The 15,706-nt window shown below is 62.0% G+C and carries 15 protein-coding genes, 1 tRNA gene and 1 pseudogene; 6 read left to right on the top strand and 11 right to left on the bottom strand.

What is annotated here, in order from left to right; translation table 11 throughout:
* Positions 1 to 9 precede the first annotated feature (9 nt).
* From OKW44_RS13995 to coxB, 3 genes are read right to left on the bottom strand one after another with little or no spacing between them, the layout of a single operon-like run.
* Entirely contained in the window at positions 10 to 345 is a 336-nt protein-coding gene (locus OKW44_RS13995) for a hypothetical protein (protein ID WP_018423781.1), read from the bottom strand.
* Positions 342 to 2,879 carry a cytochrome c oxidase subunit I gene (gene ctaD / locus OKW44_RS14000; protein WP_018423780.1) on the bottom strand — a complete coding sequence of 846 codons (2,538 nt, stop codon included), beginning with the start codon at positions 2,877 to 2,879 and terminating at the stop codon, positions 342 to 344. The genes OKW44_RS13995 and ctaD overlap by 4 nt, the downstream gene beginning before the upstream one ends.
* Positions 2,876 to 3,526, bottom strand: a complete 651-nt coding sequence (coxB, locus tag OKW44_RS14005; RefSeq protein ID WP_239499229.1) for a cytochrome c oxidase subunit II — start codon at positions 3,524 to 3,526, stop codon at positions 2,876 to 2,878. The genes ctaD and coxB overlap by 4 nt, the downstream gene beginning before the upstream one ends.
* An 87-nt stretch (positions 3,527 to 3,613) precedes the next feature.
* On the opposite strand from coxB, the gene OKW44_RS14010 reads away from it, so the two are divergent.
* Positions 3,614 to 4,126 (top strand): DUF2231 domain-containing protein, encoded by a 513-nt coding sequence (locus OKW44_RS14010; protein WP_018423778.1) that lies wholly within the window; start codon positions 3,614 to 3,616, stop codon positions 4,124 to 4,126.
* Here the strand turns inward: OKW44_RS14010 and OKW44_RS14015 are convergent.
* From OKW44_RS14015 to OKW44_RS14030, 4 genes are all read right to left on the bottom strand, one after another.
* Entirely contained in the window at positions 4,090 to 4,602 is a 513-nt protein-coding gene (locus OKW44_RS14015) for a HemJ family protein (RefSeq protein WP_018423777.1), read from the bottom strand. The two genes, OKW44_RS14010 and OKW44_RS14015, sit on opposite strands and share 37 nt — an antisense overlap.
* Complete coding sequence (locus OKW44_RS14020; RefSeq protein ID WP_026226403.1) at positions 4,599 to 5,324, bottom strand: cytochrome c oxidase assembly protein; 726 nt, start codon at positions 5,322 to 5,324, stop codon at positions 4,599 to 4,601. The genes OKW44_RS14015 and OKW44_RS14020 overlap by 4 nt, the downstream gene beginning before the upstream one ends.
* A gap of 593 nt (positions 5,325 to 5,917) precedes the next feature.
* Complete coding sequence (gene yfcF / locus OKW44_RS14025) at positions 5,918 to 6,574, bottom strand: glutathione transferase (protein WP_051103837.1); 657 nt, start codon at positions 6,572 to 6,574, stop codon at positions 5,918 to 5,920.
* A 49-nt stretch (positions 6,575 to 6,623) separates the two neighbouring features.
* Entirely contained in the window at positions 6,624 to 6,821 is a 198-nt protein-coding gene (locus tag OKW44_RS14030; RefSeq protein WP_162634082.1) for a hypothetical protein, read from the bottom strand.
* Between the two features lie 284 nt (positions 6,822 to 7,105).
* Between OKW44_RS14030 and OKW44_RS14035 the strand changes: the two genes are divergently transcribed.
* Positions 7,106 to 7,190: transfer RNA gene (locus OKW44_RS14035), tRNA-Leu, on the top strand.
* Positions 7,191 to 7,283: 93 nt separating this feature from the next.
* On the opposite strand, the gene OKW44_RS14040 is transcribed toward OKW44_RS14035, so the two are convergent.
* The 4 genes and pseudogenes from OKW44_RS14040 to OKW44_RS14055 all read right to left on the bottom strand — a co-directional run bounded on the left by OKW44_RS14040 (position 7,284) and on the right by OKW44_RS14055 (position 11,173).
* Positions 7,284 to 8,303, bottom strand: coding sequence for a D-cysteine desulfhydrase family protein (locus OKW44_RS14040; RefSeq protein ID WP_018423773.1), 1,020 nt, complete (start codon positions 8,301 to 8,303; stop codon positions 7,284 to 7,286).
* A 77-nt stretch (positions 8,304 to 8,380) separates the two neighbouring features.
* Entirely contained in the window at positions 8,381 to 9,577 is a 1,197-nt protein-coding gene (locus tag OKW44_RS14045) for an aminotransferase class V-fold PLP-dependent enzyme (RefSeq protein WP_018423772.1), read from the bottom strand.
* A 27-nt stretch (positions 9,578 to 9,604) separates the two neighbouring features.
* A pseudogene (locus OKW44_RS14050) lies at positions 9,605 to 9,862 on the bottom strand (RidA family protein); the annotation flags it as partial.
* Positions 9,863 to 9,877: 15 nt separating this feature from the next.
* On the bottom strand, positions 9,878 to 11,173 hold the full coding sequence (locus tag OKW44_RS14055) for an L-fuconate dehydratase (RefSeq protein ID WP_026226402.1): 1,296 nt from the start codon (positions 11,171 to 11,173) through the stop codon (positions 9,878 to 9,880).
* Between the two features lie 190 nt (positions 11,174 to 11,363).
* Here OKW44_RS14055 and OKW44_RS14060 point away from each other — a divergent pair, with 190 nt between their 5' ends.
* The 4 genes from OKW44_RS14060 (at position 11,364) to OKW44_RS14075 (ending at position 15,636) form a co-directional block, all read left to right on the top strand.
* Positions 11,364 to 12,125 (top strand): GntR family transcriptional regulator, encoded by a 762-nt coding sequence (locus OKW44_RS14060; RefSeq protein WP_018423769.1) that lies wholly within the window; start codon positions 11,364 to 11,366, stop codon positions 12,123 to 12,125.
* A gap of 91 nt (positions 12,126 to 12,216) precedes the next feature.
* Positions 12,217 to 13,527, top strand: coding sequence for a sugar ABC transporter ATP-binding protein (locus tag OKW44_RS14065; protein WP_018423768.1), 1,311 nt, complete (start codon positions 12,217 to 12,219; stop codon positions 13,525 to 13,527).
* Positions 13,528 to 13,540: 13 nt separating this feature from the next.
* Positions 13,541 to 14,569 (top strand): ABC transporter permease, encoded by a 1,029-nt coding sequence (locus OKW44_RS14070; RefSeq protein WP_018423767.1) that lies wholly within the window; start codon positions 13,541 to 13,543, stop codon positions 14,567 to 14,569.
* A 125-nt stretch (positions 14,570 to 14,694) separates the two neighbouring features.
* Positions 14,695 to 15,636, top strand: coding sequence for an ABC transporter substrate-binding protein (locus tag OKW44_RS14075; protein WP_018423766.1), 942 nt, complete (start codon positions 14,695 to 14,697; stop codon positions 15,634 to 15,636).
* The last annotated feature ends 70 nt before the right edge of the window (positions 15,637 to 15,706 follow it).

Consider the following 15,706-nt stretch of genomic DNA (forward strand, 5'->3'; position numbering starts at 1 on the left):
AGTCCGCGTTCAGACGCAGGTGGTGAGCAGCAGCGCGGGCCCGAACGTGATCACGGTCGCGACCAGCGCCGCGATCAGGGTCCAGACGACGACGGTATGCATGAACGAGCTGATGCGTTCGGGACCAGGGTCGCGGGTCGCGGCGCGATAGCGCCATAGCCAGCCGATCGCGATCAGATGCAGCAGCAGAATGATCGCGAGACTCGCGCGCAGCGGGCCGGTGGGCCACGCGAACGCGCAGCCGATCGCGTGCAGCGCATACAAGATCACGAACGCGAGACACCAGATCGTGAAGCCGACGGCGAGCCACCACAGCCGCCGCGGCGAAAGCGGACGCGCATTCATGGTCTGGCTCCCAGCACGGCGACGAGGCTCGGCAGCGCGAGCACGAGTCCAAGCGCGATGATGCCCGTCGCCAGCGTGTAATCGACCCACAGGCGGGTGAGGCGCAGATCGGTCAGGCGTCGCGCGGAAACGAAGCCCGCGCCGACCCGCAGCACGTTGCTGATGAGGAACAACAACCCGACGCCCGCGTGAACTGCGATGTAGGCGAGCAGCGCCGCGGCCGTCGCGCCGAGCGCATGCTCGCGCGGATTCGGTGTCACGCCGTTGATCAGCATCACGCAGGCGATGAGCGCGACGATCAGCGCGATCGCGCTCAGCCCGATCGTGCCGTGCGGTTTGCGCTCGGCGGCGGCCGCGCGCAACGAGCCACGCGTGGCGGCTGCGGCCACCGCGAGCGCGACGGCCGCGACGAGCGCGAGCCCGCGGTTCGGATGCGGCGTCACGGCTGCCGGCCAGTTCGGCGCGGCAATCCACAGGTAGAACGTGCCGAAGATCAGCGAGGTGAACAGCGTGCTGTTCGCGATCAGCGCGCAGATCATCGAAAGCCATGACGGAGAACCGGCGACCTCGGTATGCGGCGGCACGCTGACGCCTCGGCCGACCGGCAGCGCGCCGTAATCGCGTGCGTGCCCCGCGCTCTGGCCCGCGTAGATGAAGAGGCCAAACGTCACGAATGCGAATGCGACCGACAGCAGATAGAACTTGAACAGCATCGCGAGCACCGCCGCGGCGGTCACGACCGCGGTGACGAGCGGCAGATAGGTCGAGTTCGGCAGCACGATCAGCTGTTCGGGCTCGCCCGACGTCATATGCACGCCTAGCGTCTCCTGCCAGCCGTTGCGCGTGAAACCGAGGTAACCCTCGCCGCGCGCCAGAGAGGTCGCTAGCTGGCCCGGGGGCACCTTTTCGGTTTCGGCGTCCATGTGCGGGATCGACGCGAATGCGTACGGCGCGGGCGGAATCGGCATCGCCCATTCGAGCGTGGTCGATTGCCACGGGTTACGTCGCACGCGTTGGCCGAAACGCAATTGCACGACGATGTCGATCACGACGAGCGCGAAGCCGATCGTCATCACGAAGCTGCCCACCGACGACAGCAGATTGAGCCAGTTCCAGCCTTCGTCGCCGCTATAGGTGAAGACGCGCCGCGGCATGCCTAGCAGGCCGGTCAGGTGCATCATGAAGAACGTCATGTTGAAGCCGATGAACACGAGCCAGAACGCCGGCACCGAAAGGTTATGCACGGCGGTGCGCCCGGTCAGCAGCGGCAACCAGTAATAGAACGCCGCGAGCATCGGAAACGCGAGCGCGCCGGCCACCACGTAGTGCAGGTGCGCGACGACGAAGTAGGTGTCGTGCGCCTGCCAGTCGAACGGCACGATCGCGAGCATCACGCCGGTCAGCCCGCCGCACGTGAACACGAAGAAGAAGCCGAAGATGTACAGCATCGGCACGTCCCAGCGTGGGCGGCCGTGCGACAGCGTGGCGAGCCACGCGAAGAACTGGATCGCGGTGGGCACCGCGACGATCGCCGAGCCCGCCGAGAAGAACGCGAGCGCCAGATGTGGGATGCCCACCGTAAACATGTGGTGCACCCAGATGCCGAAGCTCAGGAACGCGAGCGCGATGATCGCGACGACGATCGTGCGATAGCCGACGAGCCTGCGGCGCGCGAACACAGGGATCATCGTCGACAGCACGCCGGCCATCGGCAGGAAGATGATGTACACGTCCGGGTGGCCGAACAGCCAGAACAGATGCTGCCACAGCAGCGGATCGCCGCCGCGCGTCGGATCGAAGAACGGCAGGTTGAACGCGCGCTCCACCTCGAGCAGGATCGAGCCGAGAATCAGCGGCGGAAACGCGACGATCATCATCATCGCGGTGACGAGGATGTACCACGCGAAGATCGGCATGCGATCCAGCGACATGCCCGGCGCGCGCATCTTCAGGATCGACACGACGATTTCCATCGCGAGCGACAGCGCCGAAATCTCGACGAACGTGATGCCGAGCAGCCACACGTCGGCGTTCAGTCCGGGCGTGTACACGTTGGAGCTGAGCGGCGTGTACATGAACCAGCCGCCGTCGGGTGCGCTGCGCAGAATCAGCGACACGGTCAGAATCGTGCCGCCGAACAGATAGCACCAGTAGCCGTAAGCGGTCAGGCGCGGAAACGCGAAGTCGCGCGCGCCGAGAAACTTCGGCGTCAGATAGACCGCGAGGCTCTCCACCATCGGGATTGCGAACAGGAACAGCATCATCGATCCATGCATCGTGAAGACCTGGTTATAGGTCTCCACATCCATGAAGGCCGCATGCGGCGTCGCAAGTTGCACGCGCGTGAGCATGCCGAGAATCCCGGCGATCGCGAAGAACACGAACGACGTGATCATCATGCGCATGCCGAGGACCGTATGGTTGACCGCAGCGAGCTTCTGCACGCCTGGCCCGGTGGCCCAGATCGCGGCAAGCTGGCGATGCAGCCGCAGCGCGTTGATGCCCTGTGATGGCGGCTCGACGGGCACACTCATTTTTTCACCTCCCCGTTGGCGGCGGCGTTTTTGACAGCAGCCGGAAAATCTTCCGGACGATCGACGATCACGGTGAAGTGCATCCCCGCGTGACCGATGCCGCAAAACTGGTTGCATTGTCCGGCGTACTCGCCGGGCTGATTGGCCTGGATACGCAGCAGGTTATGGTGGCCAGGGACCGCGTCGATCTTGCCCGCGAAGCGCGGAATCCAGAATGCGTGCACGACGTCCATGCTGGTCACGGCGATGTCGACCGGCGTGCCCGCGGGCAGATGCAGCACGTTCCCGGTTTCGACGTTGCCGAGTTCCGGATAGCGGAAGGTCCAGCGCCATTGCTGCGCGATCGCCTCGATGCGCGCGGGCGCATGCGCGCGCAGCGGCAGCAGCAACTCGCCCGCGTACAGCGCGTAGCAGATCAACGGGATCAGGATCACTGCCGGCAGCACGAGACCGCCGAGCACGATCCAGCGCGCGGGCGACACGTGCGAGCCCCAGCCGGGCCGGAAGACCGTCATCAGAAACAGTACGAGCACCATCGCGAACAGGATCGCGGCGCCCGCCAGCATCACCCACCACAGCCCGGCGATCGATGCGGCGGCCGGACCCGATGGCTCGAGCGTCGAGAGCGGTCCGGTGCAGCCGGACAACGCGGCGAGCGATCCTGCTTGGACGGCCAGGCGCAAGCAGCTATGATGGTTTGCACCACCAGGCATTCGATGCGAGGGCACACCACCATGGCAAACAAAGGCAATGCTGGAAACGAGACGCGAAGCGAAGTGATGCTCGAGCTGTTGCGGCTCGACAAGGGGTCGGTGGTGGCGCTCGTCGGTCATCCGATTCACGTGATGATGGTGCATTTCCCGATCGCGTTCGTCGTCGCGACGTTGGGCGTCGACGTAATCTACTGGTGGACGGGCGACCCGTTCTGGATTCGCGCCGGCTTGTGGGCCGCCGGTTTCGCGTTCTGGAGCGGCGTGGCTGCGAGCGTGGTCGGTACCGCCGAGCTGCTGCTGGTGCGCGGTATCCGCCTGAAGGAAGCGAGCTGGTCGCATGCGGTCGCCGCGATGACGCTCGTCGCGCTCGCGGGTGCGAACTGGGGCGTGCGCCTTTACTACCCCGATGAGATCCTGCCGCATGGGCTCGTGCTGTCGGCGCTCAGCTCGGTGATGACGGGCTTCGCCGGCTGGCATGGGGGCAAGCTCGTGTTCGATCATGGCGTCGGAATTCTCGTTTCGCCGAAGGAGTGATGCAGCCAGCGGCCAAGTCCACCGGGCTCGAACAGATGCGGGGCCAGCAGGTTCGAGTCGATGTGAGGCTTGGCCAGCACGATCCAGATGATCGCGACGATCACGATCAGATAAGCGGTGGTCAGCGCGATCGCCGAGGCACGGCTGAACCTGCCGTCGGGCAGATACAGATCGTGCAGTACGAGGCCGGCCAGCACATGCAGCATCGCCATGATGCCGACGAACACCATCTTCGCGGTGAACCATTCGACGAAGGTGGCCTGCAGAAAAATCAGCACGGTGCCGCTCGCAATCGCGACGAAAGCGGCGGGCGAGGTCAACTCCACGAATACGAGACGCGTGATGCGGTGCAGCCGGTCGAGTTCGGCGCCCGCCGCGAGCCCGCGGCGCTGCCAGAACAGATACGGCAGCACGATCAATCCGCCCGACCAGACGGCGATCGCGGCCAGGTGAATGAACTTCAGCAGGGTCGTCACAGCGCGGGCTCTCTGACGCGCAGGCTTGACCAGACGAGCGAAAGTCCTGCCGCGAGATAAGGGATCATCGCCAGTACCCACATCAACAGTCCGGCGAGTTGCTGGTCGGCGAGCGGGGTGAGCCCCCACGCGGCGGTGGTCGCGAAGTGCGCGACGTAGAGCGGCACCGGCGCGAACACGATCAACGCGCCGAGCAAACCCATATGGCCGATCGTCGCGACGAGCGCCATCAGCGCGGGGCCGGTCGGCAGCGACGGCGAGAAGATGCTGCGCCACATGAGCCATGCACTGCCAAGCAAGGTAATCTGCATCAGCCAGTAGCCAGGTACCGTCGCGAGTCCCCACGCATAAGGCCCCGGCGCATGCCACAGCCAGATGATCACCGCATGAGCGGCGACCACCGGCACGAGCGGTGGATGCGCGAGGCGCGGCAGCGGAAACGCGAGGGCGAGCAATGGAGCTACTGCAGCGATCAGAATGACGTGATGAGTGACGCGTGCGGAGAACAATGCCGAGGACAACGCGCAGAGCGGCGACACGAACACGAGGGCCATCAATGCGACGGCGCCCCATCCCGCCCGTGCATTCGCCGAGCGGTTGCTGGCCACGAACCATGCGAGCGCAGCGAGCGCGACGAGCAATGGCGGATCCGTATTCCAGCGCAGCCACAAGCTTTCAGGGACAGCCGCGGGACCACAGTAGGCGACAGGAAAATATGGCATGGGCGATGTCTTCAACGAGTCCAGGTGCTTCTTCCGTACACGCAAGCAAACGCGTGACAGATAACGCCTTCGAATTGTCGGGACGGCTCACGATCCAACTGATCGCTCACGTACTCTAGCGCAAATAAACTGTTTAGGGACGGCTATCTGAATCCCGTAAGTTTTTGCGTGACAGAATGTTTTCAATTTGTCACTCGAGGCTTTTGCCAGCCGGATAAAAGCCGGTGTAATGGCGACGGTAAGATTGGCAATGGTGCGGCGCAATACTTCAGGCTTACCTGCCCGGCGTACTATGATGAAATCATGTGACGGAGGCCCGCCATGTTTCATGATCCCATCCGAATTCCCGCAATGATCGAATTGACATTGCTTGCGATCGTGCTGATCGTTGTCAGCATCGTACGCGCGAGGCAGCAAAGGGAGCGGGCGCGGAATCGGGCCATGGCGGAGCAGCGAAGGTCTGATAAAACGCGAATGTAATATTCGCTTCGCTTTTAGCGCATCTTTTAAGACTTTCGTATTCAGCTATTTTGCTGGTCTTTGTTACTTCTATCGACGGCTTTTCGGCATGGTGGTAGCCACGCCGGTCGATTTTATAGCGGTGGACGCTCCAGTTGGACCCACTGCTGCACGCTGCTGCGCTGCCATTGTTGCGTGGCGTACTCGTTGAGCTTGTGCGGAACGGGATCGCCGTTCAGCACGAGGCGATTGAGCATCAATGCGAGGTCCGTATCGGCGACGCACCATTCGCCGAACAGATTTGGCGAATTGGCCGGAAGCAATGCATCGGCGGCGGCGAAGAGCTTTTGTGCCGCTTCTTGTGCGCTGGCGGAAAGCGGGCCGCCGCGCGATCCGTAGAAAATGACTTCGGTGGAACGCTCCTGGCGAACCGGTAGCAGATCGCTGCGCAGCCAGGCCTGCAGCTGGCGCGCTCGCGCGCGCAGACGCCGATCTCGCGGATAGACCGGGGTGTCGGGGAAAGTCTCTTCGAGGTACTCGGTGATCGCCGACGACTCGGATAACGCAAAGTCTTCGTGTATCAGGGTCGGCACGCGCCGCGTCAATGAGCGGGCCGCATAGTCGGTGGCGTGATTCGCCTTGTTCGCGAGATCGACGGTCGAAAGGTCGAATGGCAAGCGCTTCTCGCGAAGCGTCACGAATACGGACATCGCGTAGGGGCTTGCGAATTGGGCGTCGGTGTAGAGGTGGAAGGGCGGGTGTGCCACAGGGGCTCCGTTTTCGTTAGTCATCGATGTCGAGCTTCGAACACTAGCGGTTCGTCGCGCGCCGTGCAGCCTTTCACCAGTGCGGATTGGCCATCTCGCAGGCGAGCAGGCAGCCTAACGCCGACACGGTGCCAACCGCGCCGAGACCGAACCCTACGGCAAGGTTCTCCGCCGTCGTTGCGCAACCCTGCAGCAGCGTTATCGACGTCAGCAGCGACGCGAGAAAAAGACGATACCGAAGTCGCGAAGAAGATGTGCGTCGAGGTGACATGATATGTTCGCCGTGAAGGGCGCTCTTTCAGCGCATCAGCGTACGAGCATAGCGGCCCACCATTTGTCGCATTCACCCGAGTAGCGGCCCACAAGCGTCAGACCTTACGAGCTCTTGCTAGGCGCCGGGCCGCGCTCGAATCGGTCGCCGGGCAGCGATACGGGTTGAACGCCTCGTCGGTTTTTCGACCGGTATTGCAACTGCAGACCGGTATTGCAACTGCAGAACAATATCGCGCGAGGGGCTTCAAAAAAATAATCAGGCTGATACAATGGCGCCCCTCTGCCCAGGTGGCGAAATTGGTAGACGCACTATCTTGAGGGGGTAGCGCCGAAAGGCGTGTGGGTTCAAATCCCGCCCTGGGCACCATTTCGAATCGTCGATTCGAATCTTCAAGTACTTCGCGCTTTCTTCAGACAACGGCGGCCGTATCAGACCATCGCGTTGTCTCCGCTTCTGCGCTCAGAACTCGTTCCGGTAGGCAAATAGCCCCGGAAGCCCGCCGCTCATCACGAATAGAATTTTCTGTCCGGCACTGTACTTCCCGTTGCTCACGTTTTCCACAAGACCCGCAAATGCTTTGCCGCTATACACGGGATCGAGCAACAGACCTTCCGTCGATGCCATCAGCCGAACAGCCGCGCGCATGTTATCGGTTGGAATGCCATAGCCGGGTCCGAGCTGCGCTTCGTCGATCGAGATCGCGTCGTCACTCACGCTTAGGCCAGGGTCGATCAGCCGGACCGTCTGATTCGCCTTATCCAAAGTAACCGTGCGTGCGTGGCCAGCATTCCCATACACCGTGAATGCGGCAACACGCGACGGATCCAGGCCCAGCGCAACAAAACCCGCGACCAGCCCCGCATGCATGCCGCCGCTTCCATTCGGCACCACGACGCGATCGAAGGCCACGTTTTGCGCTTGCGATTGCGCGACGATTTCAGCTGCGCAGTCCGCGTAGCCGAGACAACCGACCGGGCTCGAACCGCCCAACGGACACACATAGACGTTACGGCCCTGCGCTCGCAACTCGTTCGCGCGTTCCTCCGCGAATTGCAATGCGTTCTCCGTGCCGGGAAGATCATGCACGCGCGCATCGAATAGCGCATCGAGCAGCACGTTGCCGTTCTCCATGTAGTCGTGGTCGAAACGTGGCACGGTTCTCGTCAGCACCAGCTCGCATCGAAGTCCGATGCGAGCCGCCGCGGCCGCCGTGAGGCGCGCATGATTCGATTGCCGCGCGCCGACGGTAACGATGGTGTCCGCGCCGCGCGCGAGCGCTTCGCCAATCAGGAATTCGAGCTTGCGCAACTTGTTGCCGCCGCCACCTAGTCCCGTCAGATCTTCTCTTTTGACGTAGATATCCGCCCCGCCGAGGCGAGCGCTCAGACGCGCAAGGTGCTGAATTGGCGTCGGGCCTTCGAGAAGCGCATGGCGCGGAAACTTTGATAAATCGAGGCGGTGCGATGAGGCGGGGTTCATGGTCGTGTGCGCGCGATTGAGTTGAAAGAGCCGTTTCCATTCATTTGACTGACGCAAAGTTCTCTTTTACCGAGTGTTCAATGCGTCAACGTCCGAATCCCAGCCAGTAATTTATCAACTTCGGCGTCGGTGGTCAGATAGCTGACCGATGCGCGCGCGATCTGTGTCAGCCCTCTGCTAGTCATATCGAACGGCGTGTACGCGACGCCATTCGAGCCGATCGTGATGCCCTGTGCCGCCAACGCGCGTCGCACCGACATGGCATCGAGTCCGGCGACGTTGAACGACACCAGACCTGATCGTTCGACACCCTGGTCGAGCACCCACACCCCCTCCATCGCGGCCAACCGCTCGCGCAATGTCTGCGCGGTCCGATCGATCTGCGCGCGGATGTTGTCGATGCCGATTTCCAGCGCTTCGTCCAATGCATTCGCCAATCCGCAATGCAGTGCAAGCGACGCTTCCGATGATTCGAAACGCGCGGCATCGTCGCGCAGTACAGGGTCGCCATTGGCGTCGAGCGGCGCGGAATACGTGTCGACGAAGGCTGGCGTCAAGCGGGGCAGAAAATCCCGCCGGACGTATAGCAGCCCGGTGCCGCGCGGTCCGCGCAGTGCCTTGCGGCCCGCGCCGGCCAGCACATCGCAGCCGACTTCGTCGACGTCGATCGGAAGCTGTCCGACGGCCTGCGCCGCATCGATGAAATACGGAATGCCGTGACGGCGTGCTATCCGCCCAATCGCGGCGGCCGGATTGATCAGTCCGCCATTGGCCGGCAGCCACGTCAGCGCAATCAGTCGGACCCGGTCGTCGAGCATCGCTTCGAGCGCGCGAGGATCGACTCTGCCGCTCTCATCGGAAGGAATCGTCTCTATCGATGCGCCCGCGCGTTGCGCCAGAAGACGCATCGTCGCGAGATTGCCGCCCCATTCGTGCCGCGCAACGAGGATGCGTTGCCCCTCGCGCCACGGACCCAATGCCGCGAAAGCAGCGCCCCAGCCCGGCGAGTTGCCCGTCGTCAACGCGATCTCGGCGGGCTGAGCGTTCAGCAGTCGCGCGGCGAGCGTGCGCGCCCGTTCGGTCTGTTCGCGGGCAGCCGCGCCCGCTTCCATGGGTCCCATCGAGGCTTCGCGCAACAGATGCGCGTGAATTGATTCGAGCGTGGCGGCCGACGGCAGCGACGCGCCCGCATGATTGAAGTGCGTGGTACTGCGAACACCGGGTGTGCGGGCACGTATTGCGTCGATGACAGCGGGCGACAGCGGAGAAGACATTGGCGGCTCCGAGTGTATGAGTTGAATTCAGACGTTCTTCAAGGCGACAACCGCTTCGACTTCGACGGCGACCCCTGCCGGCAGCGACGCAACACCCACGGCGCTGCGCGCGTGACGGCCGGCGTCACCGAAGATCTGCACCATCACATCCGACGCGCCATTGGCAACCGTGCTTTGAGCACGGAATGCCGGCGTGCTCGCGATGAACACGTTCAGGCGCACGATGCGTGCCACGCGCTCGAGCCGGTCGCTCGTCGCTGCGACGATCTGCGCGACGACACCAACCCATACCGTCCAGCATCATGCCTGCCACGCTTCTCCTTCCGGATACCAGTACCTGTCCAGTGTCCCTTCCAGCATCTCGATGCTATACCCGGCCCTTTGCGGCGGCATATAGTGCCCGTTGCGGATCACCACGGGATCCACGAAATGCTCGTGCAAATGATCGACGTATTCGAGCACGCGATTCTCGAGCGACGCCGACACGCAGATATAGTCGAACAGCGAAATATGCTGCACGTACTCGCACAAGCCGACACCACCCGCATGCGGGCACACCGGCACACCGAACTTCGCGGCCATCAGCAGTACGACGATCACTTCGTTGAGTCCGCCGAGCCGGCAACTGTCGATCTGGCAGAAGTCGATGGCTTGCGCCTGCAGCAGTTGCTTGAACATCACGCGATTGTGGCAATGCTCGCCGGTCGCGACGCCAATCGAACCGAGCCGCCGGCGAATCGCCGCATGACCGAGGATATCGTCGGGACTCGTGGGCTCCTCGATCCACCACGGGTCGAACTCGGCGAGACGGCGCATGTTCGCGATTGCCTCATCGACGTCCCACACCTGATTCGCGTCCATCATCAGCTTCAGGTTCTCGCCGATCTCTTCGCGCAGAATGCGCGCGCGCCGTACGTCTTCCTCCAGATCGGCGCCGACCTTCTGCTTGAAATGCGTCCATCCCTGCGCGACGCCTTCGCGCGCGAGACGGCGAATCTTGTCGTCGTCGTAACCGAGCCAGCCCGCCGATGTCGTATATGCCGGATAGCCGTTCGCGAGCATTTCCTTTTCACGCTCGCCCTTGGTCTTCGCATGACGATGCAGCATCGCGACTGCTTCGTGCGGCGTGATTGCATCGGTCACGTAGCGAAAGTCGAGGCAGCGCACGAGTTCTTCCGGGCTCATGTCGACCAGCAGCTTCCAGACCGGCTTGCCGACGGATTTCGCCCACAGATCCCACACCGCGTTGACGACCGCCGCGGTGGCAAGATGAATCGCACCTTTGTCCGGGCCGATCCAGCGCAGTTGGCTATCCGAAGTAAATGCGCGCCAGAAAGCGCCCATATTCGCGGCGATATCTTCGAGCTTCTTGCCGACGATCAACGGCGTGAGTGCATTCACGGCAGTCACGCAGATTTCATTGCCGCGGCCAATCGTGAACGTGAGGCCGTGGCCCGTGAGATTCGGCGTGTCGGTTTCGAGCGTGACGTAAGTGGCGGAGTAGTCCGGCGCGGCATTCATCGCGTCGGAGCCGTCCAGCGAACGTGAGGTGGGGAACCGGATGTCCCGAACGGACAGCCTTGTGATCGTTGTCATCTGCGCACCCTCCGGGCTATGGCTATCGGCTTGTCGTCCGCGGACGCAGACGGATCGGTTTCGTGCGCACGCTCTCTGTGTGCGCGTTCCTGCTACGCGTACGGGTAAGTCCGTAGTTCCCAGATACCAAGCATCCCTAGCTATTTCCAGGCATTTGTACGCGTTGACAACACGGCATTCACTTTCTAGCATGCTAGCATGTCTTCTCGAAATCAAGGCCTTCGTGAATTCCTCGACCGAACTTGAGAATGCCGCCGGTGGCCCATATGTCGCACTGCAAAAAGTCGGCGGCGGCGAGCGCGGCAGTTTGACCGACGCGGTCGAGGCGGCGTTGCGAGAAGCGATTGTTACGTTGGCGTTGGAACCCGGCATGATGATCGACAAGATGGCCGTATGCGAACGGATGGGGGTGTCGCGCTTTCCGGTGTCGTCCGCGTTGGCGAGGCTTGCGCATGCGGGTCTCGTCGAAGTTTTGCCGCAACGCGGCACGCGCGTCAAACCGATCGCGCTCGACGACATCCGCCAGCATCTGTTCATCCGCAGCGCACTGGAAGTCGAGACGGTGCGTGGGGTCGCGCTGATGCACGACACGGCGACGCTCGACGCATTGGCAAGCAATCTCGATCAGCAGCGCAGTCTGGCTGGAAGTGGCGAACGTCTGGCGTTTCACGCGCTCGATCTGGCTTTCCATGAAATCCTGCTCGACGCGGTGAAGCTGCCGCGCGTGAAGGAGATCGTCGCGGTGTCGCGCAATGCGCTGGACCGCGCGAGACAATTGCTCGCGAGTCCAGAACGGCTCACGCATACGCTGGAAGAGCACGAGAGCATCTTCAAGGCCCTTTGCGCCGGCGACGGCGATGCGGCCGCGAAAGCGATGCACGATCACCTCGACCAGGTCGTCGCCGAATTGCACCGGTCCGCAAAAGAGCGGCCCGACCTGTTCGCGCCTTGAATGAAAGCTGGAATGAAAGCCGTTGTTCAAGCCGTGAAAAGCTCCACCGTAAACACGTTGATGATATAGGCAGCCGTCGACAGACCAGCACATGAATCCACTCATTTCCGTCAACAATCTTTGCAAGAGCTTTCCGGGCGTAAGAGCGCTTCATGACGTCCGGTTCGAACTCATGGCCGGCGAGGTTCATGCGCTGATGGGCGAGAACGGCGCGGGCAAGTCGACGTTGATGAAAATTCTCGCCGGCGTCTATACGCGCGATTCCGGCGAAATTCTCTTCGACGGCAAGCACGTCGATTTTCAAGGTCCACGCGACGCACAAGCTGTCGGCATCGGCATCATTCATCAGGAACTGCAACTGATGAATCATCTGAGCATCGCGCAGAACATCTTTATCGGCCGTGAGCCGCGCAAGGGTCTGGGTCTGTTCCTCGATGAAGACAAACTGAATGCACAGGCAAGCGAGATCCTTGCCCGCATGCACGTGAAACTCGATCCGCGCACGATCACCGATCGCGTGACCGTGATGCGCGACGGTGAGTATGTGGCCACCGTGCCGACCGAGGGCACCGGCGTCGAGACGATCATCGGCATGATGGTCGGACGCACGCTGGGCGATGTGACGCCGGTCGAGAGCGCGCCGGTGAAAGGCGAACTCGCGCTCGAAGTGAGAAATCTCGTCGCAGGTCCACTCGTGCGCGACGTCAGTTTCGAATTGCGCAAGGGCGAAATACTCGGTTTCGCAGGCTTGATGGGCGCGGGCCGCACGGAGGTCGCGCGTGCGGTGTTCGGCGCCGATCCGGTCGAATCGGGCGAGATACTCGTGAAAGGCGTGAAGGCGTCGATCAAGAGGCCCAGTGATGCGGTCAAGCGCGGCATCGGCTACCTGTCCGAAGATCGCAAGCGCTTCGGTCTCGCGACGGGAATGGATGTCGAATCGAACATCGTGATGGCTGACCTCGGCAAGTTCCTGTCAATCAATATGTTTCTGCGCCGCGGGCAGATTCGCAAAAGAGCGCAGCACTTCATCAAGCTGCTTGCGATTCGCACGCCTTCGGCGACGCAGCAGGTGCGGCTCCTGTCGGGCGGCAATCAACAGAAGATCGTGATCGCGAAATGGCTCGAGCGCGATTGCGATGTACTGTTCTTCGATGAACCGACGCGCGGCATCGACGTCGGCGCGAAAAGCGAAATCTACAAGCTGCTGCGCTCGCTGGCGGCGCAAGGCAAGGCGATCGTGATGATCTCCTCCGAGCTGCCGGAAGTTCTGCGCATGAGCGACCGCATCGTCGTGATGTGCGAAGGCCGCATTACCGGCGAGCTGTCCGCCAGCGAAGCGACGCAGGAGCGCATCATGCATCTCGCGACGCTGCGCGAAACCCTGAAAACGGTACAAGCCTGAAGAGGTCTACGACATGACATTGCGAACGGATACCGCGGCGCTGGACAACGAAAGGCGCACTTCCGGGCTGAAAGCGCGAATTTTCGCGCCGACCGCCGTGCAAAAGATGCTCGCGTTCGCGAGCCTTATCCTGTTGCTGGTGTTCTTCAGCTTCGCGTCGCCGGCCTTCATGCAGATGGACAACATCCTCGGCATTTTTCAGGCGACAGCTGTGAATGGCGTGCTGGCGATCGCCGCCACGTTCGTGATCATTACGGGTGGCATCGATCTGTCGGTCGGTACGTTGATGACATTTACCGCCGTGATTTGCGGAGTGTTTCTCACGTACTGGCATCTGCCGATGTGGACGGGCGTGCTCGCGGCACTCGCGACGGGCGCGGTATGCGGAACGGTATCGGGCACGCTGACCGCCAAAATGAAGATCCCGCCATTCATCGCGACGCTCGGCATGATGATGCTGCTCAAAGGTCTTTCGCTCGTCGTGTCGGCGGACAAGCCGATCTATTTCACCGATACCGAGAACTTCTACCGCATTTCTCAGGATTCGCTGATCGGCTATTTCCTGCCGGGCGTGCCGATTCCGAATGCGGTACTGATCCTGTTCTTTCTCGCGATCGTCAGTTCTATTACACTCAATCGCACCGCGCTCGGCCGCTATACGTTCGCACTCGGCAGCAATGAGGAAGCGGTGCGGCTCTCGGGCGTCAATGTCGATCGCTGGAAGATCGCGATTTACGGCGTGGGCGGCGCGATCTGCGGCATCGCGGGTCTGCTGATCGCGTCGCGGCTCAATTCGGCGCAACCGGCGCTCGGTCAAGGCTACGAGCTCGATGCGATCGCGGCGGTCGTGATCGGCGGCACGTCCTTGAGCGGCGGTTCGGGAACGATACTCGGCACCATCATCGGCGCTTTCATCATGAGCGTGCTGACCAACGGACTGCGCATCATGTCGGTCGCGCAGGAGTGGCAGATCGTCGTGACCGGTTTGATCATCATTCTGGCGGTGTATGCGGATATCCTGCGGCGCAGCCGGAGAAGTTGACGCAGGAGCAAGGCAGCAGCAAAAAAGCAGGGAATGCAGGAGCAGGAGCAGGAGAGAGAGGGCACGTGAAGGCTCCCTCGAAAGCTCGATAGCGGCTTGATAGCCCAACCATTGGAGGAGGCCTCATGTTGAAGAGAAGACTGATCGGTATCGTGGTCGGTGTCGGTGCGCTCGTCGGCGGAAGTAGTCTCGCGTATGCGGACGAGCCGTATATTCCGCTTATTTCGAAAGGCTTCCAGCATCAGTTCTGGCAAGCCGTCAAATCGGGCGCCGAGCAGTCCGCGAAAGCGAACAACGTCAGGATCACGTTCGAGGGACCGGAAACGGAAGCGATGGTCGATAAGCAGATCGACATGCTGTCGGCCGCGCTCGCGAAGAAGCCGCAGGCGCTCGGCATCGCGGCGCTCGACAGTAAGGCGGCCATCCCCTTGCTCAAGCGCGCCCAGAACGAGAAGATTCCGGTGATTGCATTCGACTCGGGCGTCGACAGCGATATTCCGTTGACCACCTGCTCGACGGACAACGTCGCCGCCGCCGCGCTCGCCGCCGACAAGATGGCCGCGCTGATCGGCAATTCCGGCGAAGTCGGCGTGATCGTGCACGACCAGACGAGCCGCACCGGTGTCGATCGCCGCGACGGTTTCGTCAATCAGATCAAGTCGAAGCATCCGAACATCAAGATCGTGTCCGTGCAATACGGCGCCGGCGATCACCTGAAGTCCGCGGAAATTGCCAAGGCCATGATCCAGGCGAATCCGAACCTGAAGGGTATCTTCGGTGCAAACGAAGGTTCCGCAGAAGGCGCGGCGATCGGCGTCAAGGAATCGGGCAAGAAACTCGTGCTGATCGGCTTCGACTCCGGCAAGGAGCAGAAGGAGAACATCATGTCGGGCTTGATGGCCGGCGCGATTACGCAGAATCCGGTCGGTATCGGCAAATGCACGGTCGACTCGGCGGTCAAGGCGCTGCACGGCGAGAAGCTGCCGAAGAAGATCGACACCGGTTTCTACTGGTACGACAAGACCAACATGAACGATCCGAAGATCGCGGCCGTACTGTACGACTAAGCGAGGCCGGCGATCGCGACTCGGGAAGCCGGGGCTGCGACAATCATCAAAGAGGGAGAGCCACGCTCTT

It is taken from the genome of Paraburkholderia lebeckiae, from assembly GCF_050436325.1.
GTDB classification, from domain to species: Bacteria; Pseudomonadota; Gammaproteobacteria; order Burkholderiales; family Burkholderiaceae; genus Paraburkholderia; species Paraburkholderia tuberum.

Bases quoted from the DNA above. Each gene is read 5' to 3' on its own strand.
- OKW44_RS13995 (WP_018423781.1), bottom strand. From the start codon at position 345: ATGAATGCGCGTCCGCTTTCGCCGCGGCGGCTGTGGTGGCTCGCCGTC.
- ctaD (WP_018423780.1), bottom strand. From the start codon at position 2,879: ATGAGTGTGCCCGTCGAGCCGCCATCACAGGGCATCAACGCGCTGCGG.
- OKW44_RS14010 (WP_018423778.1), top strand. From the start codon at position 3,614: ATGGCAAACAAAGGCAATGCTGGAAACGAGACGCGAAGCGAAGTGATG.
- OKW44_RS14020 (WP_026226403.1), bottom strand. From the start codon at position 5,324: ATGCCATATTTTCCTGTCGCCTACTGTGGTCCCGCGGCTGTCCCTGAA.
- yfcF (WP_051103837.1), bottom strand. From the start codon at position 6,574: ATGACTAACGAAAACGGAGCCCCTGTGGCACACCCGCCCTTCCACCTC.
- OKW44_RS14030 (WP_162634082.1), bottom strand. From the start codon at position 6,821: ATGTCACCTCGACGCACATCTTCTTCGCGACTTCGGTATCGTCTTTTT.
- OKW44_RS14040 (WP_018423773.1), bottom strand. From the start codon at position 8,303: ATGAACCCCGCCTCATCGCACCGCCTCGATTTATCAAAGTTTCCGCGC.
- OKW44_RS14045 (WP_018423772.1), bottom strand. From the start codon at position 9,577: ATGTCTTCTCCGCTGTCGCCCGCTGTCATCGACGCAATACGTGCCCGC.
- OKW44_RS14055 (WP_026226402.1), bottom strand. From the start codon at position 11,173: ATGACAACGATCACAAGGCTGTCCGTTCGGGACATCCGGTTCCCCACC.
- OKW44_RS14060 (WP_018423769.1), top strand. From the start codon at position 11,364: ATGCTAGCATGTCTTCTCGAAATCAAGGCCTTCGTGAATTCCTCGACC.
- OKW44_RS14065 (WP_018423768.1), top strand. From the start codon at position 12,217: ATGAATCCACTCATTTCCGTCAACAATCTTTGCAAGAGCTTTCCGGGC.
- OKW44_RS14070 (WP_018423767.1), top strand. From the start codon at position 13,541: ATGACATTGCGAACGGATACCGCGGCGCTGGACAACGAAAGGCGCACT.
- OKW44_RS14075 (WP_018423766.1), top strand. From the start codon at position 14,695: ATGTTGAAGAGAAGACTGATCGGTATCGTGGTCGGTGTCGGTGCGCTC.